The following is a 25,590-nucleotide window of genomic DNA, read 5'->3' on the forward strand; positions in this document are numbered from 1 at the left end:
GCCCCTGCGTAGGCGCGGAGGAAACATGCGGCGCACCTATACGCGTGTAGGAGCGAGGACGAACACCGCCTCTCAGCGTGAGAAACGGTTAGGCAGCCGCCTCGCAGAAAGTCACCGTCACCGAACCGTTACTGCGCTCGCGCATCCACTGCGGCGCGTTCTCAGCCGAAACAATCGCACCCTCGCTCACCGACGGGGCGAGGTACGAGCCGCCCGCGCCACCTGCGCCGCCCTGCATCGTGTAGCCAATGCCCTGACGCACGCCAGTCGGGCTGTTCAGCCACTTCTGGGTCAGCACAATCGAGGAGACGGACTGTGCCGCGCCGGAACCGCCGCCTCCGTAGCCTGCGCCGCCACCACCGGACACCACGGACTGGTAGCCGTTGAAGTTCTGCGCGTACGCGCCCTCGTCGTTGTAGATGTCCAGGTCCCAGCTGCGGTCCTCGTAGGTGCCCTTCTCGTGCACGCTGGCGGGGTTCTCATCCAGCTGGTAGGAGTATGCGCCCGCACCGTCGCCGCCATTGCCCGCGAAGCCGTTCGTGCCCGCGTTGCCGGCGACGAACTGGCTGAACAGCACCTGGTTGTTGGTGGTTTCAAAGCCGATGATGGGGCCGCTGACCGGCAGGGTGCCTGCCGCGCCGCCTGCACCGCCCACGCCCGCCGCGCCGCCGAAACCGGAGTTGTAGGTCAGGACCTTGGAGCGTTCAGCCTTGTAGATTTCGTAGCCGGGGGTGCCGTTGGAGCCTGCCGCTGCAGAGGCGCTACCCGCCGCGTCGAACTGCGGAGATGCATCCGAGCCGAGGGGTGCCACGCCTGCGTCGATCTGGCCGTTGAGGTTGGAGTACCAGGGGTCTGCGTAGGACACGCCGGAGGTGGTCATGCCCGCGCCGCCACCGCCGCCAGCCACAGCGATTACGGTGCCGTCGATGAGCAGTGCGGAGGAGCCGCCGCCGGATGCAGCGTACGCCTGGGTCTTGGAGTTTGCCGGGTCCGCGTACTTGGCGTCGACCTGCGCGGTGATGGTGGCGGGGATGGTGTAGGCGGGTACGGAGCCGCCGTTGCCGTAACCTTCACCACCGGCGGTGGGGGTGAGGGAGCCGTCACCGATACCGCCTGCTGCGGCGATAATCTGCACGGTGGAGCCGGGGGTGACGGCGATGATGCCGCTGACCTTCGCGCCGGAGCCGGCGGGGGTCATGCGGTTGTTGGTGCCGCCTGCGCCGCCGACCAGCTCGAAGCGGAGCTTGTGGACGTTGTCGGGCACGGCGAAGCTCTGAACGGTCTTGGTGCCTTCTTCGGTGCCGGAGATGTTGTACGCCGGGCTAGCTGCCAGGATGCAGTCGTTCGTAGCGGCGACGGACGCTGCGTAGGAGGGGATGGTTGCGGAGGCTGCGACGACGGGTGCCGCCCAGGCTGCACCAGCGACGAGCTTGCGGCGGGTCAGGGATGTAGACATGGTATGCCCTTTATTTAGGTGGGGTGATGTGTTTGTGGTGCGGATGCGGGAGCCTGTAGGCCTGCGCCCGGACGCTGAGGAAAAGCATACCTTGAACCTCAGCTTTAACATAAATCCCTAGCTCGAGCACAGTATGGGAGCTCTTGGGCATCTCGCGCCGCTCCCTTCCTTCGCTCCTGCAGGGGAACCCGCCACGCCCGGACGATCCGCTTCTCCTTGCTTCGCTGCGGAGAGCGCCCGGGCGGGCACCCTGATGTCGCTTTCGGAAGGTGCGGCTTTATGCGAGCCGCAGGTTCCGTCCGCGTACGCAACGCCAGCAGAGGGTCTGCAGGTTCTCGGGCTCGTTGTTGCCGCCTTCGGATAGCGGAATCTTGTGGACGACCTCTAGGATGAGGATTCGTTCACGCATGATGGAGTTGCCGCATCCGGGGTTTTGGCAGGTGTAGTTGTCGCGTTCTTTGATGCGTTGGCGCAGTTGGGCGGTCATGAGGGTGCGTTTGCCGCCTTCGGGCCATGCCCAGCGTATTTTGCGTTCCAGGGTTTCGGAGAGCGCGTCAAGGGTTGGGGTGTCGAGGGTGACGGTGACGGCACGATTTTCTTTGCCATTGGGTGAGGTGTATTCGAACCGGTAGACGGGGTAGGGCACGGTCAGCCCTACGTGGCAGACGTTGAGTTTGTTCCAGAACTCGCCGGCGTAGTGCTTGGTGATGAAGTGGGGCGGGTTGATGTGTGCGAGCATGTCGTCTTCGCGGCGTCGCACGTTGTCGACCGCGTTTTCGAGGCGCGCAATATCGTCAGAAAGCCGCTGCACGTCCTTGAGGGTTTGCAGGTCCGCTTCGATGTGGAAGTATTTGGTGAGGCTGCCGATGGGGTCCCGCTCGGCTTCGAGAACGACCTGTTTTGAGGAGTTGTAGACGTGCGGGTGGCGTTCTTCGGGTTTCTTCCGCAGCAGCGTCTGCCAGGTTTTGGGTTGTTGAACTTCGACGGTGGCGAGGTGGCTGTACATACCGTTGGTGGAGGCACCGAGTTCGTAGATTCCGTGGGTGTAGATGTCGTGTACGTAGCTGGCGACTTCGTTGTATTCGCTGGCGAGTGTGGCGGTGCGTTGCCGGTGCGTCTGGAATTCGGGGGTTGCGAAGTACCGGTTTTTGCGGATGGTCATGATGATGCCCGCGATGAGCACGATGATGACGACGCCAAGGATGACGTACCAGAGGGAGAAGGCGAGGCATACGGCGAAGAAGAGGCCGAGCCCTTTGAGGAATTTCATGGGTGTTCCTTTGTGATACGGCGGTGTATCTGTGAGTGTAGATTTCCTCCATTAGGGTATCGGAGGTGGGTACTGTGTGCAAAGCATTTGGTCACGTTGGAGGTGTATAGGCTTCCGCGCCGCTCCCTTCCTGCGCTCCTGCAGGGGAACCCGCCACGCCCGGACGCTCCGCTCTTCCTTGCTTCGTTGCGGAGAGCGCCCGTGCGGGCACCCTGATGTCGCTTTCGGAAGGTGCGGCGCTAAGCCGCAATTTCAACCCACCTATTTGGCGGAGCCAGCAAAAGACTGAAAGAGCGACAGCCCCTCTCCCCTTTAAGTTCGTTATGCCGGTATCGCGCACACAAGCCCTGCGCTTACTAATCTGAGGCTGGGTGTTTTATTTACGAAGTGGAGGGAATGGTGTCCTCCGCAGTGACATCAGGGTGCCCGAAGCGAAGCGAGGGCGGGTCCCCTGTAGGAACAAGGAGGGCACCATCCCTCCTAAACCAAAACTAAAAAGTTAAACACAAAAGCCCTGATTCCGAAGAATCAGGGCTTCATTTGTGCGCGATACTGGGATCGAACCAGTGACCTCTTCCGTGTCAGGGAAGCGCGCTACCGCTGCGCCAATCGCGCTCACAAAACAGTTGTTTTGTTGCGAGGTGAGGACGGGATTCGAACCCGCGTACACGGCTTTGCAGGCCGCTGCCTAACCACTCGACCACCTCACCGCATACGCTCCACGAGGGAACGCGTTCGAACTCTTGGAGTCCTTACGAGCGGTTGACGAGACTTGAACTCGCGACATCCACCTTGGCAAGGTGGTGCTCTACCAACTGAGCTACAACCGCATATCAGCGTATTCAATTTGAATCATTCCGTTGGAGTTTTTCGCTCCGTCGTGCTGACAGGTAAATACTATACGGGGTTTTTGAGTGTTTGCCAAATCCTTTGCAGAATGCCTTGTGTTCCGCATGTTTCCGGGGCAGAACGGTGTATTTGGGCTCGTTTTTGAGGTGCGCGAGCAAAATTTATTTTCATGGTGCCGGTCACATTTTTGGGGTTTTGGGGTGGTTACTGTTCCCGTGAGGGCAGCAGCGGGCACACGATGTCCTCCACGATGTCTGCAGAACGTCCGCAAAATTTTTCGCAAGGACACGAAAAGGAGGGGTGGGGAACCTGGTTCCCCGCCCCTCCTCTATGAAATCCGCACCGGCAAATACGCCAGGCCCATGTTTTTCTGGAATCTTTTTAGAGCTCTTCGAAGAAGAGGCGTTCGTAGACCTTGCGGGCGTTGCGGGTTTGGCGCAGGTAGTCCTCTTCGAGGGCGCGTGCGCTGCCGGCGGGGTATCCGCACCAGCGGGCGATTGCTTCCAAGTCGGCGCGTCCCGAGGGTAGGGTGTCGGATTGGCGCACGCCGCGCAGTACGTTGCCGCCGCGGATCTTCGTGGCAAGCAGCCAGGCGCCACTGAGGATTTCAGCGTCCGCAGCCTCGACCAGCCCCGCCTCAACCGCGGCGTTTAGCGCCTTCAGGGTGGAGGTGGTTCGTAGCCCCGGCACGGCGTGCGCGTGGCGCAGCTGCACGAGCTGGACCAGCCATTCCACGTCAGAGAGGCCGCCGCGGCCGAGCTTGAGCTGGCGGGTGCGGTCGGCACCGTGTGGCATGCGTTCGTTCTCAACGCGCGCTTTCATGCGGCGAATCTGCTGCACCTGTTCGGGCGTGAAAGTTGCCGGGTAGCGGTACGGGTCGATGAGCTCCACGAAAGCACGTCCGAGCTCCTCGTCGCCGGCAATGGGGCGGGCGCGGGCGAGCGCCTGGAATTCCCAGGTTTCCGCCCATCGCTCGTAGTAGGAGCGGTAGGAGTCCAGCGAGCGCACGATAGCGCCCTGCTTGCCTTCGGGGCGCAGGTCGGCGTCCACTTCGAGGGGCCGTTCGGCACGAATGGCGGGCTTGACGGGCTGCTTGAGGAGCGCCAGGGTGCGGTTGACAATGCGTGCCGCCTGTTCCTGTGCGGCGTCCTCGTCTGCGCCGTCGAGGGGTTCGTGCACGAACATGACGTCCGCGTCGGAGCCGAAGCCGTTCTCGGCGCCGCCGAGGCGGCCCATGCCGATGACGGCGATGCGGGTGAGTAGCTTCTCCCCCGCTGTCTCCTCAGCTTCGGCGGGTTCAGCGCCTTCCGGTGCCGCTTGGAGCTCACGCAGGGCAATCTGCAGCGCCGCACCGATTGTGCACTCGTCAATGGCGGCAAGACCAGCGCAGGTATCCTCAATAGTCGCAATGCCCAGAGTCCACCCCATGGCGGTGCGCAGGGTCTCACGCCGACGCATATAACGCACGGCGCGCATCGCCTCGGCGGCGTCCTCGTGGCGTGCCAGCAGGGAGGAAACCTCGGAAGCAAGCGCCTCCTCCCCCAGCGGTTTGAGGTCGGCAACCTTGTCCAGCCAGGCGATGGAGGCGGAAGCGTCCTCGAGCAGGTCGGTCATGGGGCGTGAGCTGGAGAGCAGCTGGCTGAGGCGTTCGGCGGCTGCGGGCGAGTCGCGGAGCATGCGCAGGTACCAGCTGGTGCTGCCGAGCGATTCGGAGACGATGCGGAATCCAAGCAGGCCGGCGTCCGCATCCACACCGCGGGCGAACCAGCCCAGTAGCACGGGCATGAGGTGACGCTGAATGTCTGCACTGCGGGAAAGTCCCGTGGTGAGTGCCTTGATGTGGCGCATGGCGCCGCGCGGGTCGCGGTAGCCGAGGGCTGCGAGGCGGTCCTGTGCCGCCTGTTCGCTGAGCACCACTTCGTCGCGGCTGAGCGTGGAGACGGCGGCGAGCAGCGGGCGGAAGAAGATCCGCTCGTGCAGTGAACGGACGTTCCGTTTAATTTTCTGCCATGCCTTGAGCATCTGCTCGGCGGAGAGCGTGCCGTTGCGTTCCGGGGAGAGGATTGAGCGGGCGAGGGCGCGCTGTTCGGCGTCCTTTTCGGGCATCAGGTGGGTGCGGCGCAGCTGTTGCAGTTGGATGCGGTGCTCGAGCACGCGCAGCTTCTTGTAGTCGCGGCTGAATGCTTCGGCGTCGGTGCGGCTAATGTAGCTGACGGCGGTCAGCGCCGCGAGGGAATCCACGGTGGATTTGGTGCGCACGGCGGGGTCGGTTCGACCGTGCACGAGCTGCAGCAGCTGCACGGTGAACTCAATATCACGCAGGCCGCCCGGGCCCAGCTTAATCTGGCGGTCCACCTGGTTCGAGGGAATATTGTCGGTCACGCGGGCGCGCATCGCCTGCACGGATTCCACGAAGGATTCACGGGCGGCGGACTCCCACACGAAGGGGTCGATTGCGCGGGCGTAGCGGGCGCCCAGCTGCGCCGAACCGGCGATGGGGCGTGCCTTGAGTAGAGCCTGGAATTCCCAGTTTTCTGCCCAGCGCTTGTAGTACTGAACGTAGGATTCGACGGTGCGAACGAGCGGGCCGTCCTTACCTTCGGGGCGCAGGTTCGCGTCGACCTCCCAGAGGGCGGGTTCGGGTGCGGGGCCCATGATGGCGCGGGTGAGGGCGTGCACGAGCTCCGTGCCGATGGTGGAACATTCGTTCTCGGTGAGCTTGAGCGGGGCGCTCTCCCCCTCTGCCCCGGCATAAGGCGCAGCACCAGCGGCGGCGGGTTCCACGGGTGCAACCACGTACACCACGTCAACGTCAGAGATGTAGTTCAGCTCGCGGGCACCGCACTTGCCCATGCCGATAATTGCCAAGTCCAGGGCGTCTACGGCTTCGCCTCGGCGAGGAGCCGCCAGACCGGGACCCAGTCCCTCCGCCACTTCGGTGCGCGCAATGGCGAGCGCGCCCTCCAGCGCGGCGGCAGCCAAATCGGCGAGGTGACGACCGATGGTGGGCATCATTTCGACCGGGTCTTCACAGCACACGTCGAGCAGGGCGATGCGCGCCAGGGCGGCGCGGTAGGCAACGCGCAGGGTCACGTAGCCGTCTTTGCCGGTCTGTTCGGCGGCAGCGCGCGGACGCTCCGCGTGGGGGTCGGTGCCGAGGGCGGTGAGGATATCGCGGCGGTAGGGGGTGTCCAGCGGTGCGATGGGGGTCAGGAATTCCCCGTCGGTTTCCGGCAGAATCGACGCCGGGTGCTGGGAGCGAATCAGCGCGCTCTCAGCCGGGTACACCTGCGTGTCGAAGAGCGGGTCAATGTGTTCGGGGCGGCGGTAGAGAAAATCGCCAATCGCCTGGGATGCGCCAAGCAGGCGGTACATGCCGAATTCTTTGTCGCCGCGGTTGGCGCGTTCGGCGACCGCCGGGTGCTTCTCGATGAGGCGCACGAGGGCGGGCAGGGCAATATCCGGTGAGGGCGCGAGGCGTAGCCCGGCAAAGAGCGCATCCTGCGAGACGTGCTTCAGTTCGGGTGCGTTGAGCCAGCGTTCTGCCTTGGAGGGGTCGTGGAAGCCGGTGGCAATCATGCGGGTGCGCAGGCGTAGCTGAGCTTTGCGTTCGGCTTCGGCGCGTTGCTCATCGTCGAGTGCGTCGGGGGCGATATCGGTGAGCGGTTTGGGTTCTTTGGCGGGGTCGATAATGCGGATGAGCCCGGTGGCCGGGTAGTGGGAGCTGTCAGTCATAGCGTGAGAACCGTGGGTAGAGAACTGGGGAAAGAACTGTGGGTGGAGAGTAGATCCGGGGTGGAAAGTATAAATTTCGCCAGCAAAAATCGGCGGCTAAAAATCGGCGGTGAACGGTGCAGCCAATAGGTGCATTTGATAGACCTGTGGGCGGTACCCGCCGGCGTGTTACCGGTAGCGGGTACCGCCCTGAGGCTGTCAGCGGTTACTCATTTAGAGGATTCCGAGGTTGTGCTTGAGCTCGTACGGGGTCACCTGAGCCTGGTACTGGTCCCAGTCGGCGCGCTTATTGCGCAGGAACTGCTCGAAGACCTGCTCGCCCAGAACCTCTGCCATGAACTCGGATTCTTCGGTGATATTGATGGCTTCACGCAGGGACGCCGGCAGCGGGTTGTAGCCCATGGCTCGGCGTTCGGCGTTGGTCATGGCGGCGAGGTCTTCGGTCACGGCGGGCATGAGCGGGTACTCGTTTTCGATGCCCTTCAGGCCTGCGGCGAGAATCACCGCGTAGGCGAGGTACGGGTTCGACGCCGAGTCCAGGCCGCGGTACTCGATGCGGGCGGACTGCATCTTGTTCGGCTTGTACAGGGGCACACGCACGAGGGCGGAGCGGTTGTTGTGGCCCCAGGAGACGTAGGAGGGTGCTTCGCCGCCGCCCCAGAGACGCTTGTAGGAGTTGATGAACTGGTTGGTGACCGCGGTGAATTCGGGGGCGTGCTTGAGCACACCGGCGATGAAGTGGCGTGCGGTCTTGGACAGCTGGTATTCGGCACCGGCTTCGAAGAATGCGTTGGTGTCGCCTTCGAAGAGGGAGAAGTGGGTGTGCATGCCGCTGCCGGCGTACTTGGTGAAGGGCTTGGGCATGAAGGTTGCGTACATGCCGAGCGAGTAGGCGACTTCCTTGATGACGGTGCGGAAGGTCATGACGTTATCGGCGGTCTGCAGGGCGTCGGCGTGGCGCAGGTCGATTTCGTTCTGTCCGGGGCCGGTTTCGTGGTGGCTGAATTCGACGGAGATGCCGACTTCTTCGAGCATGGTCACTGCCTTGCGGCGGAAGTCCTGCACGATGCCGCCGGGGGTGTGGTCGAAGTAGGATTCGTGATCCACGGGCACGGGGAATCCGTCGGCGCCGAGCTTGGAGGATTCGAGCAGGTAGAACTCAATTTCAGGTGAGGTGTAGCAGGTGAAGCCCATCTCCGCTGCCTTGTTGAGCACGCGCTTGAGCACGCCGCGGGTGTCGGAGGCGCTAATCTCACCGTCGGGGGTGAGCACGTCACAGAACATGCGGGAGGTGTAGTCTTCCTCGCCGCGCCAGGGCAGGATCTGGAAGGTGGAGGGGTCCGGCTGCAACAGCATGTCGGATTCGTAGATGCGGGAGAAACCCTCAATCGAGGATCCGTCAAAGCCCAGGCCCTCATCGAAGGCGCTTTCTACTTCAGCCGGTGCGAGCGCAACGGATTTGAGGGTGCCGACCACGTCGGTGAACCAGAGGCGGATGAAGCGGATGTCGCGCTCTTCGATGGTGCGCAGTACGAATTCCTGTTGACGGTCCATGAGTTGCCCTCTCGGTGCGGGCGCGCATCCGCGTGGTACCCGTCTGTGGGTGGCGGAGGCGCGCTAAATTTGTTGCCGAGGTGAGGAAGACCCTGTTGCGGAAGGTCCTGCATGTCCCTTGGGGTTTCCAAGGGGGTTGCGGCGGGTTGTGTACCAGCGGTGCTGGCGCCTCCTTGCCCCGGCGTGTGTCCTGTTGTTATCTAGCCTATCGGGTTCTGCTGTGCGTCGCGCGGGTGGGAGGTTTCGTTTGTGTAAATTCTCGCTCGTGTCTCGTTCTTGCGGCACGGTATCAGATTCTGGGCGGTATCGGGGCCTCCGCTTTTTCTGCGGTGCGGGTTGTGTTCAGATACCTAGCAGATGACGGTTCGTGGGGCGTGGTCGGGGTCGCCTTGCGATAATGGGGGTATGCTACATTCCGTTCTTCTCTCATCAGCTTCGCAGGCGCTGCCCGCACAGGTGGCGCCCGCACAGATTCCTCTAGCGGCAAGCACGCTGGTTGCCGCTGACCCCACCGGGCTTGAGTGGCTACTACTTATTGCCGCCCCCATTGTTTTCTTGGTGTTGTACCTGGTCTGCCTTTTTGCGGTTGCGGTCTTTGGCCCGACAGTCATGAAGAACAGCAAGACCGGTGGTGCGACCTACCTGCTGGATCGCCCCTCCCGCGTGGCGTTTAGGACTCGCACCGTGGCACTCTTTGCGGTGGTGGGTGCGTTTGTAGAGCTTCTTTGGCTCGGTTATACGGGGCGCGTGGGGTCGATGGCGGTCATTCCGATCCTGCTCTTCACGTGGTCGTGGAAGTACACTTTCTTCTTCCTGCCGCTTCAGCTACTTCGTGCCTGGTATGTTCACGCAAGCCGCGGCAAGTATGATGCGCTGTCGGCTGAGGGTGCTCAGCGCCGTGAGAAGCTGAACCGTAAGAGCGCTTACGAGGTGTCGAAGATGATGCAGCGTAACCCGCAGCAGTTCGCCATGAATAAGGAGCTACATACGCTGGCGCGCGGTCAGAAGATTGCGGGCATGCGTCCGTTCCAGCACCTTGATGAGGCGGGCAAGAAGCGCCGCGCGAACTATACGGTGGAGCTGGCTGTGGCGCTCATGCAGGCGCGTGCCATGAACCCCGGTAAGCTTCCGTCGGAGGCGTTCGGTGAGAGCATCCTGGGTATGGGTGTTGGCATTGCGTCTGATCGGGCGGTGGAGCAGACCTGGCTGACGCTGTGCACGGAGCGTGTCAACGCGCCGGATGCGCCGAACTACCCGGATTCGCTGGGGCCGGTGGCGGCTCGTTTTTCGCTGTTTACCACGATGTCGCTGTTGCATCCGGTGATGGGTCGCCCCTATTCGCCGTTTACTGCGCCGGATGCGCGCCGTCTTGTTCCGCGTGATTTCTCGGCGGATACCGTGCTGTTGAAGACTGAGGAGCTGGGCAAGAAGGCTCTGATGCAGAGCGCGATTTTCCGTCAGCTTCATGAGCGTCTTCTGCCGTTGCATCAGCAGCAGCCTCAGCTGGTGGATGGTCGCGCCCTGGCATATTGCGGTGCCCTGCTGTTGACTGTTGCGAAGGCTGAGGCGGAGAGCCAGCGTCTAACGAGCCAGATTCTGGCGGCGGCGGCTTCGGAGCGCGGCATCCTGTCCTACGGTTTGTTCTCGCAGATTTCTGAGGATTATCAGTGTGTTCAGCGTCTGCTGAATCTGATGGTGAAGGCGACCGCCGACATTGAGCGTTTCCTGAACGCGGTGGAGGCGCTGGTGCAGATGCATTCTGGCCCGGTTCAGCCGTCCGGTATTGCGTACGAGAAGGCGCAGATGGAGTACATTGCCGCTCTTCTGGACGTTATTGTCTTCTCTTCGCACGCCCCGCTTGCCGGTTCTATTCAGGCGTCTTACGCCCTGCTGAAGGCGGACTACGAGGCGTTTACGTTCAACACTACCGATGAGTTGAGCCGCAGCTACTGGTTGCAGTACGCGAAGAACGCGGTGAGCGCCTGCGATACGGGTCTAGCTCAGGGCTACGAGGGTTTCTTCGGCGCTGATGATGCAACAAAGACGGCTGATGCGGCGAGGACGGCGTGGGAGTCCTACGCGGAGGACGTCGTGAAGGAAGTCTGCACCTACTCGATTACGCAGCTGTATTGGGATGCTCTGGTGCAGCAGGCGCTCATTCAGCGCGATTTGCCGCGTGAGTTTAGTGATGCTTCTTCCGCTATTCCGGAGCTGATGAATAAGAACGCCGCTGCGTCGTTCCCGACCTACTACATTAACCTCATCTGGAACTAGGTTCGGGGTGAGCGGTACGCCAGGTTGGAGCCGTGCAGGGTTAGAATAGTCAGCATGACTACTGAGCGTTCTTCCGAGATCTCTTCGCCCTACGCGGCACAGCCTGCCGCTACCTCCGCGGCGGCTCCCGCGACTGCTTCTGCGTCGAAGCCTTTTGACCTGGACACCGTCAAGAAGGTTCGTACCGTTCACCTGGCGCAGGCTAAGGCGACCGGGCAGAAGTTCTCCATGCTGACCTGCTACGACGCCCTGACGGCGCAGATTTTTGACCGTGCCGGCATCGACATGCTGCTGGTTGGCGATTCTGCGGCGAATGTGGTGCTCGGTTACGAATCGACCCTGACCATTACCCTGGATGAGATGATTCCGCTGGTTGCGGCGGTTTCTCGCGGTGCATCCCGCACCATGGTGGTCGCAGACCTGCCGTTTGGCTCCTACGAGCAGTCGCCGCAGCAGGCGGTGGCGAGCGCGGTTCGCCTCATGAAGGAGGGCGGCGCGCACGCGGTCAAGATTGAGGCGGATGCTTCGATGGCTGAGTGGGTTCGTGCCCTGGTGCGTACCGGTATTCCGGTGGTGGCGCATGTTGGTTTCACCCCGCAGTCGGAGCATGCCCTGGGTGGTTTCCGTGTGCAGGGCCGCGGCGATGCGTCTGAGCGTGTCCGTGAGGATGCGGTGGCGCTGGCTGAGGCTGGTGCGTTCTGCGTGCTCATGGAGATGGTGACTGCCCAGACTGCGCAGCTGGTGGATGAGGCGGTGGGCACTGTGCCGACTATTGGTATTGGTGCCTCGAATGTGACCACCGGTCAGGTGCTGGTGTGGCAGGACATGATGGGTGTTCGTTCCGGTCGCGTGCCGCGTTTTGTGAAGCAGTTTGCGCAGGTTGGCCAGATCATGGAGGATGCTGCGCGTGCTTATCGTGAGCAGGTTCGTTCGGGTGAGTTCCCGGCGGCTGAGCACACTTTTGAGTAGGCTTTAGGCTGAGAAGAAAAGCTTGAGAAGAAAGACCCCCGTATCCGGTGTTCCGGGTGCGGGGGTCTTGCTGTATCTATTTTTCTGCCTCTGTTAGACGCCTCTATTAGAGGCATACGTGCAGAACGTTCGCTGGGCTTTAGAGCAGGCCGCCGTCCTTCTCCCATGCCTCGTTGCGTTCGCGGGCGCGGTCCATGGCGTGGGCGGCTTCTTCGTAGGTCTTGAAGGGGCCCCACAGTGAGGTGACGGCGCTCTGCTGGCCGCGCTCAACCTCACCGGTGGCGAGGTTGTACCAGTATTCGTCAGCGTGCGGGCTGGTTGCGTCAGCTGCGGAGTTCAGGGTCTTTTCGACCGCCGATTCGATGGCTTCGCTCAGGTGGCTTTTCTTCTCGCTCATGGGTTCTCCTTCGACGGTATTGAGTCAGTATGTCTAGCATCTCACGCGCCCAGGTTCGTGGCAATGAGGCGGGCGAAGCTTCTCGCGGCGTTCCTCCCCTTTTCTCATGTCTTCTCCTCCGCTCCCCGCCGCGCGGTTTTGCCGCTAGGGTGTATGGAATTTTATTCACAATCTGGGAAAAAGGTACGGCTTATGTATCCGCCGCTTTTTAGCGCCTCCGCAAGGGACACAAACCGCCCACGCCCGGTAAGATGAAACTATGTCTTCAACCAAAACGAATACTTCGCATAATCTTCCCGCAGAGCCCGGTCGTGCACCCGTCGGTTGCCTGACCCCCGGACGCGTCAGCCCGATGCGCCCGGTCCCCTCGCACATTGTTCGCCCCGAGTACGTGGGTAAGCCCACCGCTAACGAGGGTAACGACTCGAACATGTACACCCCCGAGGAAGTTGAGCGGGTTCGCGCAGCCGGCAAGATTGCGGCAGGCGCCATTGTTGAAGCATCCAAGATTTGCGTGCCCGGCACCACCACCGACGAGATTGACGTGCTGGTCCACGAATACATTTGTGACCACGGCGCGTACCCCTCCACCGTGGATTACCGCGGCTACCCGAAGTCCGTGTGCACCTCCCTGAACGAGGTCATCTGCCACGGTATTCCGGACACCACCGTGCTGGAGGACGGCGACATCCTCAACCTGGACGTCACCGCGTACCTTGACGGCATGCACGGCGACACTAACAAGACCCTGCTCGTCGGCAACGTGGACGAAGAGTCCCGCCTGCTGGTTGAGCGCACCGAGGAGTCCCTGAATCGCGCGATTAAGGCTGTGAAGCCCGGCCGCCAGATTAACGTGATTGGTCGCGTCATTGAGAAGTATGCGGCTCGCTTCGGTTACGGCGTGGTCCGCGACTACACCGGCCACGGCGTGGGCCGTGAGTTCCACTCGGGCCTCATCATCCCCCACTATGATGCGGCACCCGCCTACGACACCGAGATTCGTGAGGGCATGATTTTTACGATCGAGCCCATGCTGACCCTCGGCACCATCGAATGGGACCTGTGGGACGACGACTGGACCGTGGTCACCCGCGACCGCAAGCGCACCGCGCAGTTCGAGCACACCCTCGTGGTGACCGCTGACGGTGCGGACATCCTGACTCTGCCCTAAAGCGCAGACCTCTGGGTTTCCTACTTGTGCAGGTATTGTGCAGATACGAGCCCCAGCACCTCACTTTTATATCAATTCACCCACTGACAAGCCCGCCCACTCACCCGATTGCACGGCAGTAGGCGGGGCGAAAGAGAGAAAACCATGAGCGATTACGCAGAACCCGGCGTCATCACCGAGCTGCCCGCGCCCACCCCCAAGGACCTGCAGATTGGTGTGGACATTGGAGGCACCGGCATTAAGGGCGGCATCGTCGACCTGCGCACCGGTAACCTCGTGTCCGACCGCTTCCGCATTGATACCCCCAAGCCTGCAACCCCCGAGGCTGTGGCTGAGGTTGTACGCCGCGTAGTTGATGAGCTGCAGGGCCGCGACCTGGCACCGGACCCCGAGTCCGCTGTCGGCATCGACTTCCCCGCAGTGGTGAAGAACGGCATGGTCTTCTCCGCAGCGAACGTGGACGACTCCTGGATCAACACCGACCTGGAACAGGTCATGAGCGAGGCTCTGGGCGGCCGCACCGTCTACGGCCTCAACGACGCTGACGCAGCCGGTCTGGCTGAGGCAACCTACGGCCAGGGCCGTAACCGTGACGGCCTAATCGCTGTCATCACCCTGGGCACCGGCATTGGCTCCGCCCTCATCAACGACGGCGTGCTGATCCCGAACACCGAGCTGGGCCACCTGGAGATTGACGGCCACAACGCCGAGTCTCAGGCTTCCGCTCGTGCCCGCGAGGTGCACGAGCTGTCCTGGAAGAAGTACGGCAAGCGCCTGTACCGCTACTTCGAGCACGTACAGATGCTCTTCTCCCCCGACCTGTTCATCATTGGCGGCGGCATCTCCAAGAACCCGGAGAAGTTCATGCCCTACTTTGAGGATCAGATTCGTACCCCCATGGTCATGGCTGCCCTGCGTAACAACGCGGGTATTGTGGGTGCGGCACTGTGGGCTGGCGGCATGCTGCCGGAGCGTCAGCGCCGCGGCGAAGCGTAAGGTTTTCCTGAACCTGCTTGACCCGCGGCCGCGTCAGCGCCGCGGCGAAGCGTAAGGGCTTGCTTCCTGCTATCCGCCTCGGATAGCGCTTCACATACGTACGAAGGGACCGCCTTCCGAATCATTCGGAAGGCGGTCCCTTCTGTATGCCGCCGCTCATGTAGCGGCGGCTGAGCTCATTAGCTACTGGGTTAGCTAGTGGCTGTGCTAGTCAGTTACTGTGCTAGCTAGTTACTGGGCAATGCGGTCCTCACGCAGACGCGCAATCGCCTCCTCAAAGTCTTCAAGGTTCTCAAAGGCCTGGTACACGCTCGCAAAACGCAGGTAGGCGACCGCGTCCAGCTTCGACAGCGGCTCCAGGATGGTCAGACCCACCTCGTGCGCGTTAATCTCCGCCAGACCGCGGGCACGAATCAGCTCCTCAACCTCCTGGGCGAGCTTCGCCAAATCGTCCTCACCCACGGGGCGACCCTGGCATGCCTTACGCACGCCGGCGGCAATCTTCGAACGGTCGAAGGGCTCGGTCACGCCCGAACGCTTAATCACCGAAATGGTGGTGGTTTCAACGGTCGTGAAGCGGCGAGCGCAGGAGGTGCACTGGCGGCGGCGGCGAATTGCGGCGCCGTCATCGGTGGTGCGGGAATCCACCACGCGCGAGTCGGTGTGCTTGCAATAGGGGCAGTACATTCGTTTCTCCTTGGCTGGGCGTTAGGGGCGCCCGCGTATACAGCGCTCAAGAATATTTATACCTATTCTACCGTGATATACAGCGGGTACACCGTATGTTGTGAGTGAATATACGCTCAGGGTGGACTCTGCTATGCAGAATCCACCCTGTCATTCCCCTCATGGGGGTGCATTGTTAGCGTGCGTTGTTAGCGTCGAATGCAGCTCGGACCGAAAATCGTCTTGATTTCACCGAAGAGGCTCGGGTTCGGTTCCACGCGCACACTCGGGTCCAGCAGCACCAGCTGCTCCTTATCGCGGGTACGCACGAGCATGCGCACATCCGCGGTGCCCTTGTGGTCGCGCAGGGTCTCCTTCAGCTCCTTCAGGTTCGCCTCGGTCACCAGGTACTCGGGTACCACGATGGTGATGGGTGCGGCGCGGCCGTCATCGCTGATTTCCAGGATCTGCATTTCCTGCGCGCTCATGTTCACGCTGCCGTCGTCGCGGCGCTGCACGCGGCCACGAATCGAGCAGATGAGGTCGTCCGCAAGGGCGGCGCCCATCGTCTCGTAGGCGCGGGAGAAGAACATGACCGTAATGGTTGCGCCCGAGGGGTCTTCCAGCTCCACGGAGGCGTACTGGTTACCGCTGGACTTGGCGATACGGCGCGAAACGCCGGTGAGCATACCCGCAATAGTGACGGTTTCGCCGTCGCGCACGTGCGAGTCTTCACCGATGATGTCGTGCACCGAATGGCTTGCAGCATCCGAGAGCGCACGCTCCAGACCACGCAGCGGGTGGTCCGAAACGTACAGGCCCAGCATGTCACGCTCAAAGTTCAGCTTCTCACGGCGGTCCCACTCGGGCACGTCGGGGATGGTCACGGTCAGCTCATCACCCAGGGCGTCATCCATTCCGAGGGAGCCGAAGAGGTCGAACTGACCCGCCGCTTCCTTACGTTTGACCGCCACGGCCGCGTCCACTGCCGCCTCGTGAATGAGGGACAGCGAACGGCGGGTGTGGCCCAGGTCGTCGAAAGCGCCCGCCTTAATGAGCGACTCGATGGTGCGCTTATTGCACACCTGCAGCGGCACCTTCTTCAGGAAGTCGTTGAAGGACTCGTAGCGGCCCTTCTCCTCGCGGGCGGCAATCATGCCTTCGACCACGTTCGCGCCCACGTTACGGATCGCGCCCATACCGAAGCGGATATCGTCACCGACAGGGGCGAAGGTCAGGGTGGACTCGTTCACATCCGGCGCGAGCACGGTAATGCCCATGGCGCGACATTCATTCAGGTACAGCGCGAGCTTGTCCTTGTTATCGCCCACGCTGGTCAGCAGTGCAGCCATGTACTCCTGCGGGTAATGCGCCTTCAGGTACGCCGTCCAGTACGACACCAGACCGTACGCAGCCGTGTGCGCCTTGTTGAACGCGTAGTCAGAGAACGGCAGCAGAATATCCCAGAGCGCCTTAATAGCGCCCTCAGAGTAGCCGTTAGAAATCATGCCGTCGTGGAAGGTAGCGTACTGCTTATCCAGCTCCGCCTTCTTCTTCTTACCCATCGCACGGCGCAGCAGGTCTGCCTCACCCAGAGTGTAGTTCGCGACCTTCTGGGCAATCGCCATAACCTGCTCCTGATACACAATAAGGCCGTAGGTGGTGTCCAGAATATCCTTCAGCGGCTCTTCCAGCTCGGGATGAATCGGCTCGATCTCCTGCTTACCGTTCTTACGCAGAGCGTAGTTGGTGTGCGAGTTCGCGCCCATCGGGCCCGGACGGTACAGCGCCAACACTGCCGAAATGTGCTCGAACTCCTCGGGCTCCATAAGCTTGAGCAGCGAGCGCATCGGGCCGCCATCGAGCTGGAACACGCCGAGGGTATCGCCGCGCGCCAGCAGACGGTACGATTCCGGGTCGTCCAGCGAGAGGGATTCAAGGTCCAGGTCGATGCCTCGGTTAGCCTTAATGTTCTCCACCGCATCAGAGATGATGGTGAGGTTACGCAGACCCAAGAAGTCCATCTTGATCAGGCCCAGGCCCTCACAGGTGGGGTAATCGAACTGGGTGATGACCTGGCCGTCGGCCTCGCGGCGCATCACGGGGATCACGTCCACGAGGTCCTTGCTGGACATAATCACGCCTGCAGCGTGCACGCCCCACTGACGCTTCAGACCCTCCAGGCCCTTCGCGGTTTCGAACACCTGGCCGTAGATCTTATCGACCGGGTCCTCGATGAGGGCGCGCAAATCTGCCGCCTCGGCGTAACGCTTATCCTCTTCGTTGTACACGTTCGCCAGGGCGATGTTCTTACCCATGACGTCCGGCGGCATCGCCTTGGTGAGGCGCTCGCCGACCGAGTATGGCTGGTCCATCACACGGGAGGCGTCCTTGAGCGCCTGCTTCGCCTTAATGGTGCCGAAGGTGACGATCTGCGCGACCTTCTCTTCACCGTACTTTTCGGTCACGTAGTCGATGACTTCGCCGCGGCGACGATCGTCAAAGTCCACATCGAAGTCGGGCATGGAGACGCGGTCGGGGTTGAGGAATCGCTCGAAGATCAGGTCGTGGTCGAGCGGGTTCAGGTCGGTAATACGCATCGCGTACGCGACCATGGAGCCTGCACCGGAGCCACGGCCGGGGCCCACGCGAATACCGTTGCGCTTAGCCCAGTTGATAAAGTCGGCGACCACGAGGAAGTAGCCGGGGAAGCCCATGGAGGTAATAACCCCCACCTCGTACTCAGCCTGCTTACGCACCTTGTCGGGCACGCCGTCCGGGAAGCGGTAGTGCAGGCCCTTCTCGACCTCCTTCACGAACCAAGATTCCTCGTTTTCACCCTCGGGCACGGGGAAGTTCGGCATGTAGTTCGCCTTGGTGTTGAACTCCACGTTGCAGCGTTCAGCGATTTCGAGGGTGTTCTCGCACGCGCCGGGAATGTCACCGAACAGAGCGTACATTTCTTCTGCCGAGCGCAGGTAGAAGTTATCCGCGTCGAACTTGAAGCGCTTGGGATCGGTGAGGGTCGAGCCGGACTGCACGCACAGCAGCGCCGCGTGGGCGGTGTGGTCTTCCTGGCGGGTGTAGTGCAGGTCGTTGGTGGCGACGAAGGGCAGGTTCAGCTTCTTGGCGAGGCGGTGCAGATCCTCCTGGACGTTGCGTTCAATGTCCAGGCCGTGGTCCATGACCTCGCAGTAGAAGTTATCTTTGCCGAAAATATCGCGGAATTCGCTCGCCGCCTGGACCGCCTCGTCAAACTGCCCCAGACGCAGGCGCGTCTGAACCTCACCGGAAGGGCAGCCGGTGGTGGCAATCAGGCCCTTCGAGTAGGTCTGCAGCACCTCGCGGTCCATACGCGGCTTGTACAGCTGACCTTCCAGCGACGCAATCGAGGAGGCACGGAACAGGTTGTGCATGCCCTCGGTGGTTTCAGCCCACATGGTCATGTGGGTGTAGGCGCCACCACCGGAGACGTCGTCGCGGGAGCCGTCGCCCCAGCGCACACGCGAACGGTCGGTGCGGTGCGTGCCGGGGGTCAGGTACGCCTCCACACCAATGATGGGCTTGATGTCGTGCGCTTTAGCCTGGCGCCAGAAGTCGAAGGCACCAAAGAGGAAGCCGTGGTCACTGGTCGCCATGGACTTCATGCCGAGTTCTTTAGCGTGGGTGAATAGGTCACCCAGGCGCGCGGCACCGTCGAGCATGGAGTACTCGGTGTGCACGTGCAGGTGCGTAAATTCTTTGGTTGCCACGGGAATCTCCTGGAGGTGTGGGCTGGAGGATAGGCGGTGAATGTGAAGCTGTGTGCGGCAGCCCGCGGGTGGCTCTACCTAGCTGGGCTGTCTAGCCGAACCGAGCTGTCTAGCCGAACCGAGCTGTCTAGCCGAGCTGAACCTTACCCTCGCGCAGAGCGGTCAGCGCGTAGGACAGGTCGAGCGGGTACTCGCTGGTGAAGGTCACGCGCTCTCCGGTACCGGGGTGGTCGAAGCCTAGGCGGTGCGCGTGCAGCCACTGGCGGGTCAGACCCAGTTCGGCACTAAAGCGCGGGTCGGCGCCGTAGGTCAGGTCGCCGCAGCAGGGGTGGCGCAGCGCGGAGAAGTGCACACGAATCTGGTGGGTGCGTCCGGTTTCTAGGTGCACCTCTACCAGGGATGCGGGGCCGAAGGCTTCGAGCACATCGTAGTGGGTGATGGAGTTGCGGCCGTCTTCGACCACGGCGAACTTCCATTCGTTGCCGGGGTGGCGGCCGATGGGTGCGTCAATGGTGCCGCGCAGCGGGTCGGGCAGGCCCTGCACGAGGGTGTGGTAGACCTTGTCCACGGTGCGTTCCTTGAAGGCTCGCTTGAGTTCGGTGTAGGCGCGTTCGCTGCGGGCTACGACCATCAGGCCGCTGGTGCCCACGTCCAGGCGGTGCACAATGCCCTGGCGCTCTGCCGCGCCGGAGGTGGCAACCGAAATGCCCTCGCCCATGAGCGCGGAGATGACGGTGGGGCCGTGCCAGCCGGGTGAGGGGTGTGCCGCCACGCCTGCGGGCTTGTCCACCACAACGATGTCCTCGTCCAGGTGCACGATGCGGAAGCCGTCCACCTTCTCGGGGCGGATGTCCGCCAGATCGCGCGGTGCGGGTGCGTCCACGACGACCTCGTCCCCTGCGGAAAGCTTGTAGGACTTGCCGATTTTCACGGTCTTGCCGTTGTTGGTCACGGTCACGTGGCCGTCACAAATCCACCCGGAGGTGCGGGTGCGCGGCGCGTCGAGGGCACCGGCGAGTGCGGCGTCCAGGCGCATACCGGCGAGCGCGCCTTCAACGGTGAATTCGGCGCGGATGCGTGCCGTATCTTCGGCGGCGTTGGTGGTTTCGCTCATGCGGCTCTCCTTCGGGTGGTGTTTGCTTAGGTTGTCTGTGTGGGAGGGGTCAGTGTGAGAGGGGGCTGTATGAAAAGTTCGCTGCTTGAAAACGTCTCTGCGTAAAAAATTCTCTGAGTGAAAACGTCTGCAGGCGCGTGTGTCGGCAATGTAGCCGGGGCGGGGAGCTACTTGGAGCTCTTCTCTGCTGCGTTCTTGTCGCCAGCAGGGGTTTCGTCAGCGGGCGCCTGCACGCGGGTGCCGTTGAGGTTCAGGCCCTTGAAGTTCAGCAGCACGATGAACGCCATGCACACGCAGATTGCGGAGTCTGCAATATTGAAAATCGCGAAGTTCGGTACGGAAATAAAGTCAACCACGTGGCCGGAACCGAAGCCGGGCTCGCGGAAGAGACGGTCGAAAAGGTTGCCGCAGATACCGCCGAGCAGTCCGCCCAGCGCGAGGGTCCAGGACAGAGCGCGGGTGCGGCGCAGCAGGTAGAACACCACGGCCGCGGCGGCAACCATGACGAGGGTGAAGACCCAGGTGACGTTCTCACCCATGCTGAATGCGGCGCCGGAGTTACGAATCGAGTACCACCACAGTAGCCCGTCAATGACGGTGATGCGCTCCCCCAACTGCATCTGGGTAACGACCAGGTATTTGGTGCCCTGGTCGATAGCGAACACGACGGCGGCGAGCACGAGCGCGAGAATCCCCGCGGAGCGAGCCGAAAGGATGCGCACGCGGCGTCCAGTAGCTTCTTCGGTGGTGTTTTCGGCAGCGTTATCGCTAGCCTGTGCGACTGAGGATTCAGCAGTCTTGGGGGTGTTGGTCATAGCTCTCCTCTAGTCTGTGCCGGTTGCGACGGTCTGTGCCGGTTGTTGCGCCTACGGCGCGGAGGCCCTATGGTGCGGAGGCGGGTCGCGCTCGCGTTCGATAGTGCCCCTCTAGCTTAGCAAATCGGGGTAGTGCATCGAGTATTCGGTGGTGATGTGGCGGGTGCTCTCCCCCGCTTCGCGCCCTGGGTTCTTAGGCCGTGCCGGGCGGGCATGAGAATACCGCCCGGTTCTCTCGATCTTCCCCGGTGAATAGCGGTGGAAGAGAAAGAATCCGGGCGGCATACGCCTCAAAGCGTCGTTAGCTGATTTATGCGGAAGCCTCGATGGACTTGAGGTTCTTCAGCTCCTGAACCTGTGCGTCCAGGTGCTGCAGCAGCTTGGAGCGGTAGCGGCTCTCGAAGCCGCGCAGAGCCTCAACAGCGATCTCCAGCTCTTCCTTCTCGTCGGTGAGGCGAGAGAGAACCTCTTCGCGCTGCTGCTGAGCTTCGCTCACCATAGCGTCTGCCTTCCTCTCTGCCTCTTCGAGCAGTTCAGCCTTAGCCTTCTCGCCCTGCGCCACGTAGTCGTCGTGGACCTTCTGAGCCATAGCGAGCAGTGCCGCCGCGTCCTGAGGTGCAGCCGATGCCGCCGAGGACTGTGCGGGTGCTACAGCCGCTGCCGGGGAATCGGGTGCGTTTGCAGAGAGCTGCTCAACCTGACGCTCCAGGGCATCACGATCGGAGTAGAGTGCGCGCAGTTCGACAACGAGCTCGTCCAGGAAGTCATCGACCTCGTTGCGGTCGTAACCGGACTCTTCGGTTACAATCTTGAAGCTCTTAGTGATCAGGTCTTCGGGGGTGATTGCCATGGGCTTCTCCTCTGGGTATCCCTACGGTGTTTGGTGATGAAGTTGGGTGCCGCGGATTCACCAGCCAGATAGGTCGTGATCCCCAATAATTCAGGGTCCCGATGGGTCAGGGCATGGCTATTCCGCTATGCAGTCGTTGGCACCAATTCTACTATTCTTTAGTTTCTGTGCCCGGTTATACGTCGGTTGAACCGTAAAATATTCGCTCTGCGCAAGGGTGGGATTCACCACGTCTAATATCCGCCCTAGTCCCCGCTACCACCCTTATGTTTTCTGCCCTGCGGTGCATTTTGAGAAGGTTTTCGAGAAGACATTTTGACGCTCCCCAGGCAGACCCTAAGCACAGAACCCAGGCAGAGCCTAAGCACAAGAACGCAGGCGCAGAAAACCCCCGCTCTGCACTCAACCCGTGAACGGGTCAGGCAGGCGGGGGTCTATCGTTTGTGCTCGTCAGCTGTCGTCTCTTAGCGGGCAGGCGCTTACGAGAAGGCCGCGGTCATCCGCATCATGATGCTCAGCAGCAAAGACAACAGAACAATCAGAATCAGGAAGCCGGTGTCCAACGCAACGTTACCCACACGAACCGGCGGGATCAGGCGGCGCAGCTGGTTCATCGGCCAGTCAGTCACCGCGTACACGCCGCTGGCGAAGAGCAACACAATGCCCTTGGGTCGCCACTCGGGAGCGAACATGCGCACCCAGTCAAAGAGCATGCGCAGCAGCATCGCAATGTAGAGAACGTAGATAACGATCGTTATGAGGGCGAAAATATAACCCATCTATCAGTCCTTAGCCCTGGTCGAAGGGGAATTCGCCGTCGGTCTCAAAGCCGGCGGGAACCTCGGAGTTAGCCACACCCAGAACCTCCAGGTTGGAGGGGGTCAGCAGGAACACCTTAGCGGTGACGCGCTCAATGCGGCCCTCCAGTGCGAATGCCAGACCGGATGCGAAGTCCACCAGGCGCTTTGCGTCTGCGTCAGGCATTTCTTCCACGTTCATAATCACGGGAATGTTCTCGCGGAATGCCTCACCAATGATCTTTGCGTCATTGTAGGAGCGGGGGTGGATAGTGGTGATGCGACGCAATTCGTCCTCTTCTTCCTCGTAACCGTAGGTGTATCCGTTGGTTTCTTCGGGCTCGTAGCCCTGTTCGTAGTAGCCGTCGTTGGAGTACGTATCGGCGTACTGCTCGGTGTATTCGGTATTCGGCACCGGGGTGTCCTCCCAATTGTCTGCGCTGGCATCGTCCCAAGTCTGCTCGGTTTCTGCCAGATCAGCTGTGGTTTCAGGTGTATGAGCGGTGGCGTATGCCGCTGCATCTACGGTTGCTCGTCCGTCGGCAGATTCTTCTGCGTCCAGATACTCGGTTTCTGTACCGTCATCGTAGCTATCAGCCTGCAGGTACTCTTCCTGTTCAGTATAGGCGGGTTCGTCCTGCTGGTGGTAGGTTTCGCTCTGCGACTCGGCATCGCTGTACTGTGCCGAGCCGGGCAGTGCTGAGAGCCTGTTGGCGCTGTCGGTCTTCTGTGCTGTAGCAGCCTGCCCTGCGGAGGCGTTTGTCTCCCGGTAGGAGTCAGCCTGCACAGCCTGCGGGGATTCTTCCGGCGTCGTCTCAGCGCCCTGGTATCGTTCCAGGCCGAGGAAACCCGCCAGACGGCTTTGCTTCGCCATGATTCTCTCGCTGTTCTTTCACGTTGGTGGTGTACAGGGGCTGCCGTGGTGCTTCGTCAGAAGGTGTGTGCGTGACGGTACGCCATGCACCGGCATGTATATATTACCAGCGCCCACCCCGCACGGGCGGTCAAGGGCACCGATGATTATGCCGCCGCCAGCAGACCCATCAGCTGAAAAGACTAACGGCTAAAGGGCCTAGAGCGCCGGACGCTTACCCATGATGTCGCTACCCACGCGCACGCAGGTCGAACCCCAACGCACCGCCGCCTCCAAATCCCCGCTCATGCCGGCGGAAATCTCGGTCGCGTGCGGCACCTGCTCACGCACCAGCGACGCCAAACCGTAGAGCTTCTCAAACGCCGCATCCGGGTTCATGCCCAGCGGCGCCACCGCCATCACACCGCCACAACGCAGATGCTCGTGATTCTCGATGCGCTCCACCAGCTCCAGCAACTCGGAGGCGCTCGTACCGCCGCGCGCGCCCTCAGCGGCGTGGCCAGCCGTCGCAACCTCCGCCAGGGACACCTGCACCAGACAGGTCAGCGCGCCATGCTCCGCCGCCGCGGGTGCGGGCGCCTCCCCCGCCTCGAAGCGGGAGAGCTGGTTTGCGTACGCCTTCGCCAGCGAGTCTACCAGGGAGGGGCGGTCTACCGAATGCACGCTGGAGGCGTACTTGACCACAGACTTCGCCTTGTTCGTCTGCAACTGGCCAATAAACGCCCAGTGCGGGGGCTGCACCTCACGCTGAGCACAGTATGCGGCAAGCTCGCGAGCCTTCGCGCTCGCCTCCTGGTCGCGGTTCTCACCGAAGAGGGTCACTCCCCCATCCAGCAGTGCCGCCGCGTCGGAGGCGGGGAAGAACTTCGTGACCGTCACCAGCTGCACCGGGGCGCTCTCCTCGGTACGCACGGCGCTGTGGTCCTGCTCCGCGGTACGGATACGCTCAAGCACGCGGCGGTAGTTCTGTAGCAGCTGCTCGGCACGTTCGGGAGTGTACTGCAGGTTCTCTTCTACGTTCATTTCAGACATCTTCTCTCCTTCAGCGGCTTTCTATCTTTAGCAGCTCTAGGCGGCGGGCTCTGGCGCCTTCTCAATCCACACCAGACCCGCGATACGGCCCGGCTTCTCACCGCGGTTCGTGAACCCGCGATGCGAATACACCTCGGGCTCCTCAAACGTGCACTGCGCACAGTCCATGCTCACCTGCACGCCCGCCTCCTCCAGCACGGCGCGGGCACCGGCGGGCAGATCCAGGCCGGGGGTCTGCTGACTGGTCACCGAATGCACCTGCGGAATCAGTTCGGTGGACTCGGTGCGCATCGCCTCGGGCACCTCGTAGCAGCTACCGCAAATACTCGGACCCAGCCAGGCGGTAATTTTCTCCGCGCCGAGCTGACGCATCCGCTGCACAGTCTGCTGAAGCACGCCATCAAGCAGGCCGCGGCGGCCAGCGTGAGCCACCGCCAGGATTGGTTGCCAGTTCGCGACCCGCTCACCCACCAGCACCACGGGAATGCAATCCGCCACCATAATCGCCAGGGGCACGCCCTCACTGCTAATCGCCGCATCGGCGACCGGGGAGTTCTCCAGCACCGCGCGGGCACGCTCAGCGGTACGCTCCTCGGGTGCACCGGGCGCGTAGGATTCCACCGCGTAGTCTTCCGGGTAGGCAATCTGCACACCGTGCACCTGGTTCAGGTAGAAGAACGGGTCGGTACCCAGCGCCTCCTCCAGGGCGGCACGGTGGTTGAGGGTACGCACCAAGGAGGCATCCATACCGCCGCCAAGCTCATCGTCCACGTGCAAGCCCAGGTTGCCCGCCACGCGGGAGGTGAAACCCACCCGCACACGCCAGGGACCCAGGGTGCGGGTATCGGCAGAGGCAAGCAGCGAAGTTTTGGGGTTATCGCTCATCTTCTATTCCTTCATCAGATGTCAGCAGGTATAACGGCGGGTATAGCAAAGGGGAGCCGAGAACAGCACAATGTGCGTGTTTCTCAGCTCCCCTATAGCTTCATAAGACTCTCAGCCGTGCAACGCCTATGCGT

The 25,590-nt window shown here is 61.9% G+C and carries 17 protein-coding genes, 3 tRNA genes and 1 pseudogene; 4 read left to right on the forward strand and 17 right to left on the reverse strand.

Going from position 1 to position 25,590, the window contains the following annotated elements:
* Positions 1–88: 88 nt before the first annotated feature.
* From HMPREF2528_RS06450 to glnA, 7 genes are all read right to left on the reverse strand, one after another.
* Positions 89–1,456 (reverse strand): hypothetical protein, encoded by a 1,368-nt coding sequence (locus HMPREF2528_RS06450; RefSeq protein WP_070506697.1) that lies wholly within the window; start codon positions 1,454–1,456, stop codon positions 89–91.
* Between the two features lie 277 nt (positions 1,457–1,733).
* On the reverse strand, positions 1,734–2,726 hold the full coding sequence (locus HMPREF2528_RS06455) for an HNH endonuclease (protein ID WP_070506700.1): 993 nt from the start codon (positions 2,724–2,726) through the stop codon (positions 1,734–1,736).
* 543 nt (positions 2,727–3,269) lie between these two features.
* Positions 3,270–3,341 (reverse strand) — tRNA-Val (locus HMPREF2528_RS06460).
* A 24-nt stretch (positions 3,342–3,365) separates the two neighbouring features.
* Positions 3,366–3,436: transfer RNA gene (locus tag HMPREF2528_RS06465), tRNA-Cys, on the reverse strand.
* A gap of 47 nt (positions 3,437–3,483) precedes the next feature.
* Positions 3,484–3,556, reverse strand: a tRNA-Gly gene (locus HMPREF2528_RS06470).
* Positions 3,557–3,956: 400 nt separating this feature from the next.
* Entirely contained in the window at positions 3,957–7,310 is a 3,354-nt protein-coding gene (locus HMPREF2528_RS06475; protein WP_210397101.1) for a bifunctional [glutamine synthetase] adenylyltransferase/[glutamine synthetase]-adenylyl-L-tyrosine phosphorylase, read from the reverse strand.
* 213 nt (positions 7,311–7,523) lie between these two features.
* Entirely contained in the window at positions 7,524–8,864 is a 1,341-nt protein-coding gene (gene glnA, locus HMPREF2528_RS06480; RefSeq protein WP_049362897.1) for a type I glutamate--ammonia ligase, read from the reverse strand.
* A 405-nt stretch (positions 8,865–9,269) separates the two neighbouring features.
* Here glnA and HMPREF2528_RS06485 point away from each other — a divergent pair, with 405 nt between their 5' ends.
* Positions 9,270–11,138: a geranylgeranyl pyrophosphate synthase gene (locus HMPREF2528_RS06485; RefSeq protein WP_070543317.1), complete on the forward strand. Its 1,869-nt coding sequence runs from the start codon at positions 9,270–9,272 to the stop codon at positions 11,136–11,138.
* A 54-nt stretch (positions 11,139–11,192) separates the two neighbouring features.
* Positions 11,193–12,107 (forward strand): 3-methyl-2-oxobutanoate hydroxymethyltransferase, encoded by a 915-nt coding sequence (panB, locus tag HMPREF2528_RS06490; RefSeq protein ID WP_070543320.1) that lies wholly within the window; start codon positions 11,193–11,195, stop codon positions 12,105–12,107.
* A gap of 139 nt (positions 12,108–12,246) precedes the next feature.
* On the opposite strand, the gene HMPREF2528_RS06495 is transcribed toward panB, so the two are convergent.
* A complete protein-coding gene (locus tag HMPREF2528_RS06495) occupies positions 12,247–12,504 on the reverse strand; it encodes a hypothetical protein (protein WP_012903791.1) in 258 nt (85 codons plus the stop codon).
* A gap of 259 nt (positions 12,505–12,763) precedes the next feature.
* Here HMPREF2528_RS06495 and map point away from each other — a divergent pair, with 259 nt between their 5' ends.
* Together map and ppgK are read left to right on the forward strand one after the other, a co-directional pair.
* A complete protein-coding gene (gene map / locus HMPREF2528_RS06500) occupies positions 12,764–13,675 on the forward strand; it encodes a type I methionyl aminopeptidase (RefSeq protein ID WP_049362890.1) in 912 nt (303 codons plus the stop codon).
* 144 nt (positions 13,676–13,819) lie between these two features.
* The gene (gene ppgK / locus HMPREF2528_RS06505) at positions 13,820–14,671 is read left to right on the forward strand and encodes a polyphosphate--glucose phosphotransferase (protein WP_070543321.1); all 852 of its coding nucleotides are present in this window, start codon (positions 13,820–13,822) and stop codon (positions 14,669–14,671) included.
* A gap of 231 nt (positions 14,672–14,902) precedes the next feature.
* On the opposite strand, the gene nrdR is transcribed toward ppgK, so the two are convergent.
* The 9 genes and pseudogenes from nrdR to HMPREF2528_RS06550 all read right to left on the reverse strand — a co-directional run bounded on the left by nrdR (position 14,903) and on the right by HMPREF2528_RS06550 (position 25,456).
* The gene (gene nrdR, locus HMPREF2528_RS06510) at positions 14,903–15,358 is read right to left on the reverse strand and encodes a transcriptional regulator NrdR (RefSeq protein ID WP_005506525.1); all 456 of its coding nucleotides are present in this window, start codon (positions 15,356–15,358) and stop codon (positions 14,903–14,905) included.
* Between the two features lie 188 nt (positions 15,359–15,546).
* Positions 15,547–19,089, reverse strand: coding sequence for a DNA polymerase III subunit alpha (gene dnaE / locus HMPREF2528_RS06515; protein ID WP_070543323.1), 3,543 nt, complete (start codon positions 19,087–19,089; stop codon positions 15,547–15,549).
* Between the two features lie 127 nt (positions 19,090–19,216).
* Positions 19,217–20,203, reverse strand: coding sequence for an RluA family pseudouridine synthase (locus HMPREF2528_RS06520; RefSeq protein WP_070506715.1), 987 nt, complete (start codon positions 20,201–20,203; stop codon positions 19,217–19,219).
* A gap of 167 nt (positions 20,204–20,370) precedes the next feature.
* Entirely contained in the window at positions 20,371–21,018 is a 648-nt protein-coding gene (lspA, locus tag HMPREF2528_RS06525; RefSeq protein ID WP_141744445.1) for a signal peptidase II, read from the reverse strand.
* Between the two features lie 310 nt (positions 21,019–21,328).
* Positions 21,329–21,868: a DivIVA domain-containing protein gene (locus HMPREF2528_RS06530; protein WP_049340716.1), complete on the reverse strand. Its 540-nt coding sequence runs from the start codon at positions 21,866–21,868 to the stop codon at positions 21,329–21,331.
* Between the two features lie 479 nt (positions 21,869–22,347).
* Positions 22,348–22,647 (reverse strand): YggT family protein, encoded by a 300-nt coding sequence (locus HMPREF2528_RS06535; RefSeq protein ID WP_070506718.1) that lies wholly within the window; start codon positions 22,645–22,647, stop codon positions 22,348–22,350.
* A gap of 10 nt (positions 22,648–22,657) precedes the next feature.
* Positions 22,658–22,969 (reverse strand): annotated as a pseudogene (locus HMPREF2528_RS09285) (cell division protein SepF); the annotation flags it as partial.
* A gap of 768 nt (positions 22,970–23,737) precedes the next feature.
* Positions 23,738–24,571, reverse strand: coding sequence for a YggS family pyridoxal phosphate-dependent enzyme (locus HMPREF2528_RS06545; protein ID WP_070543326.1), 834 nt, complete (start codon positions 24,569–24,571; stop codon positions 23,738–23,740).
* A gap of 36 nt (positions 24,572–24,607) precedes the next feature.
* Positions 24,608–25,456, reverse strand: coding sequence for a purine nucleoside phosphorylase YfiH/LACC1 family protein (locus HMPREF2528_RS06550; RefSeq protein ID WP_070543328.1), 849 nt, complete (start codon positions 25,454–25,456; stop codon positions 24,608–24,610).
* Positions 25,457–25,590 lie beyond the last annotated feature (134 nt).

Source organism: Rothia sp. HMSC078H08 (assembly GCF_001808955.1).
Classification (GTDB): Bacteria; Actinomycetota; Actinomycetes; order Actinomycetales; family Micrococcaceae; genus Rothia.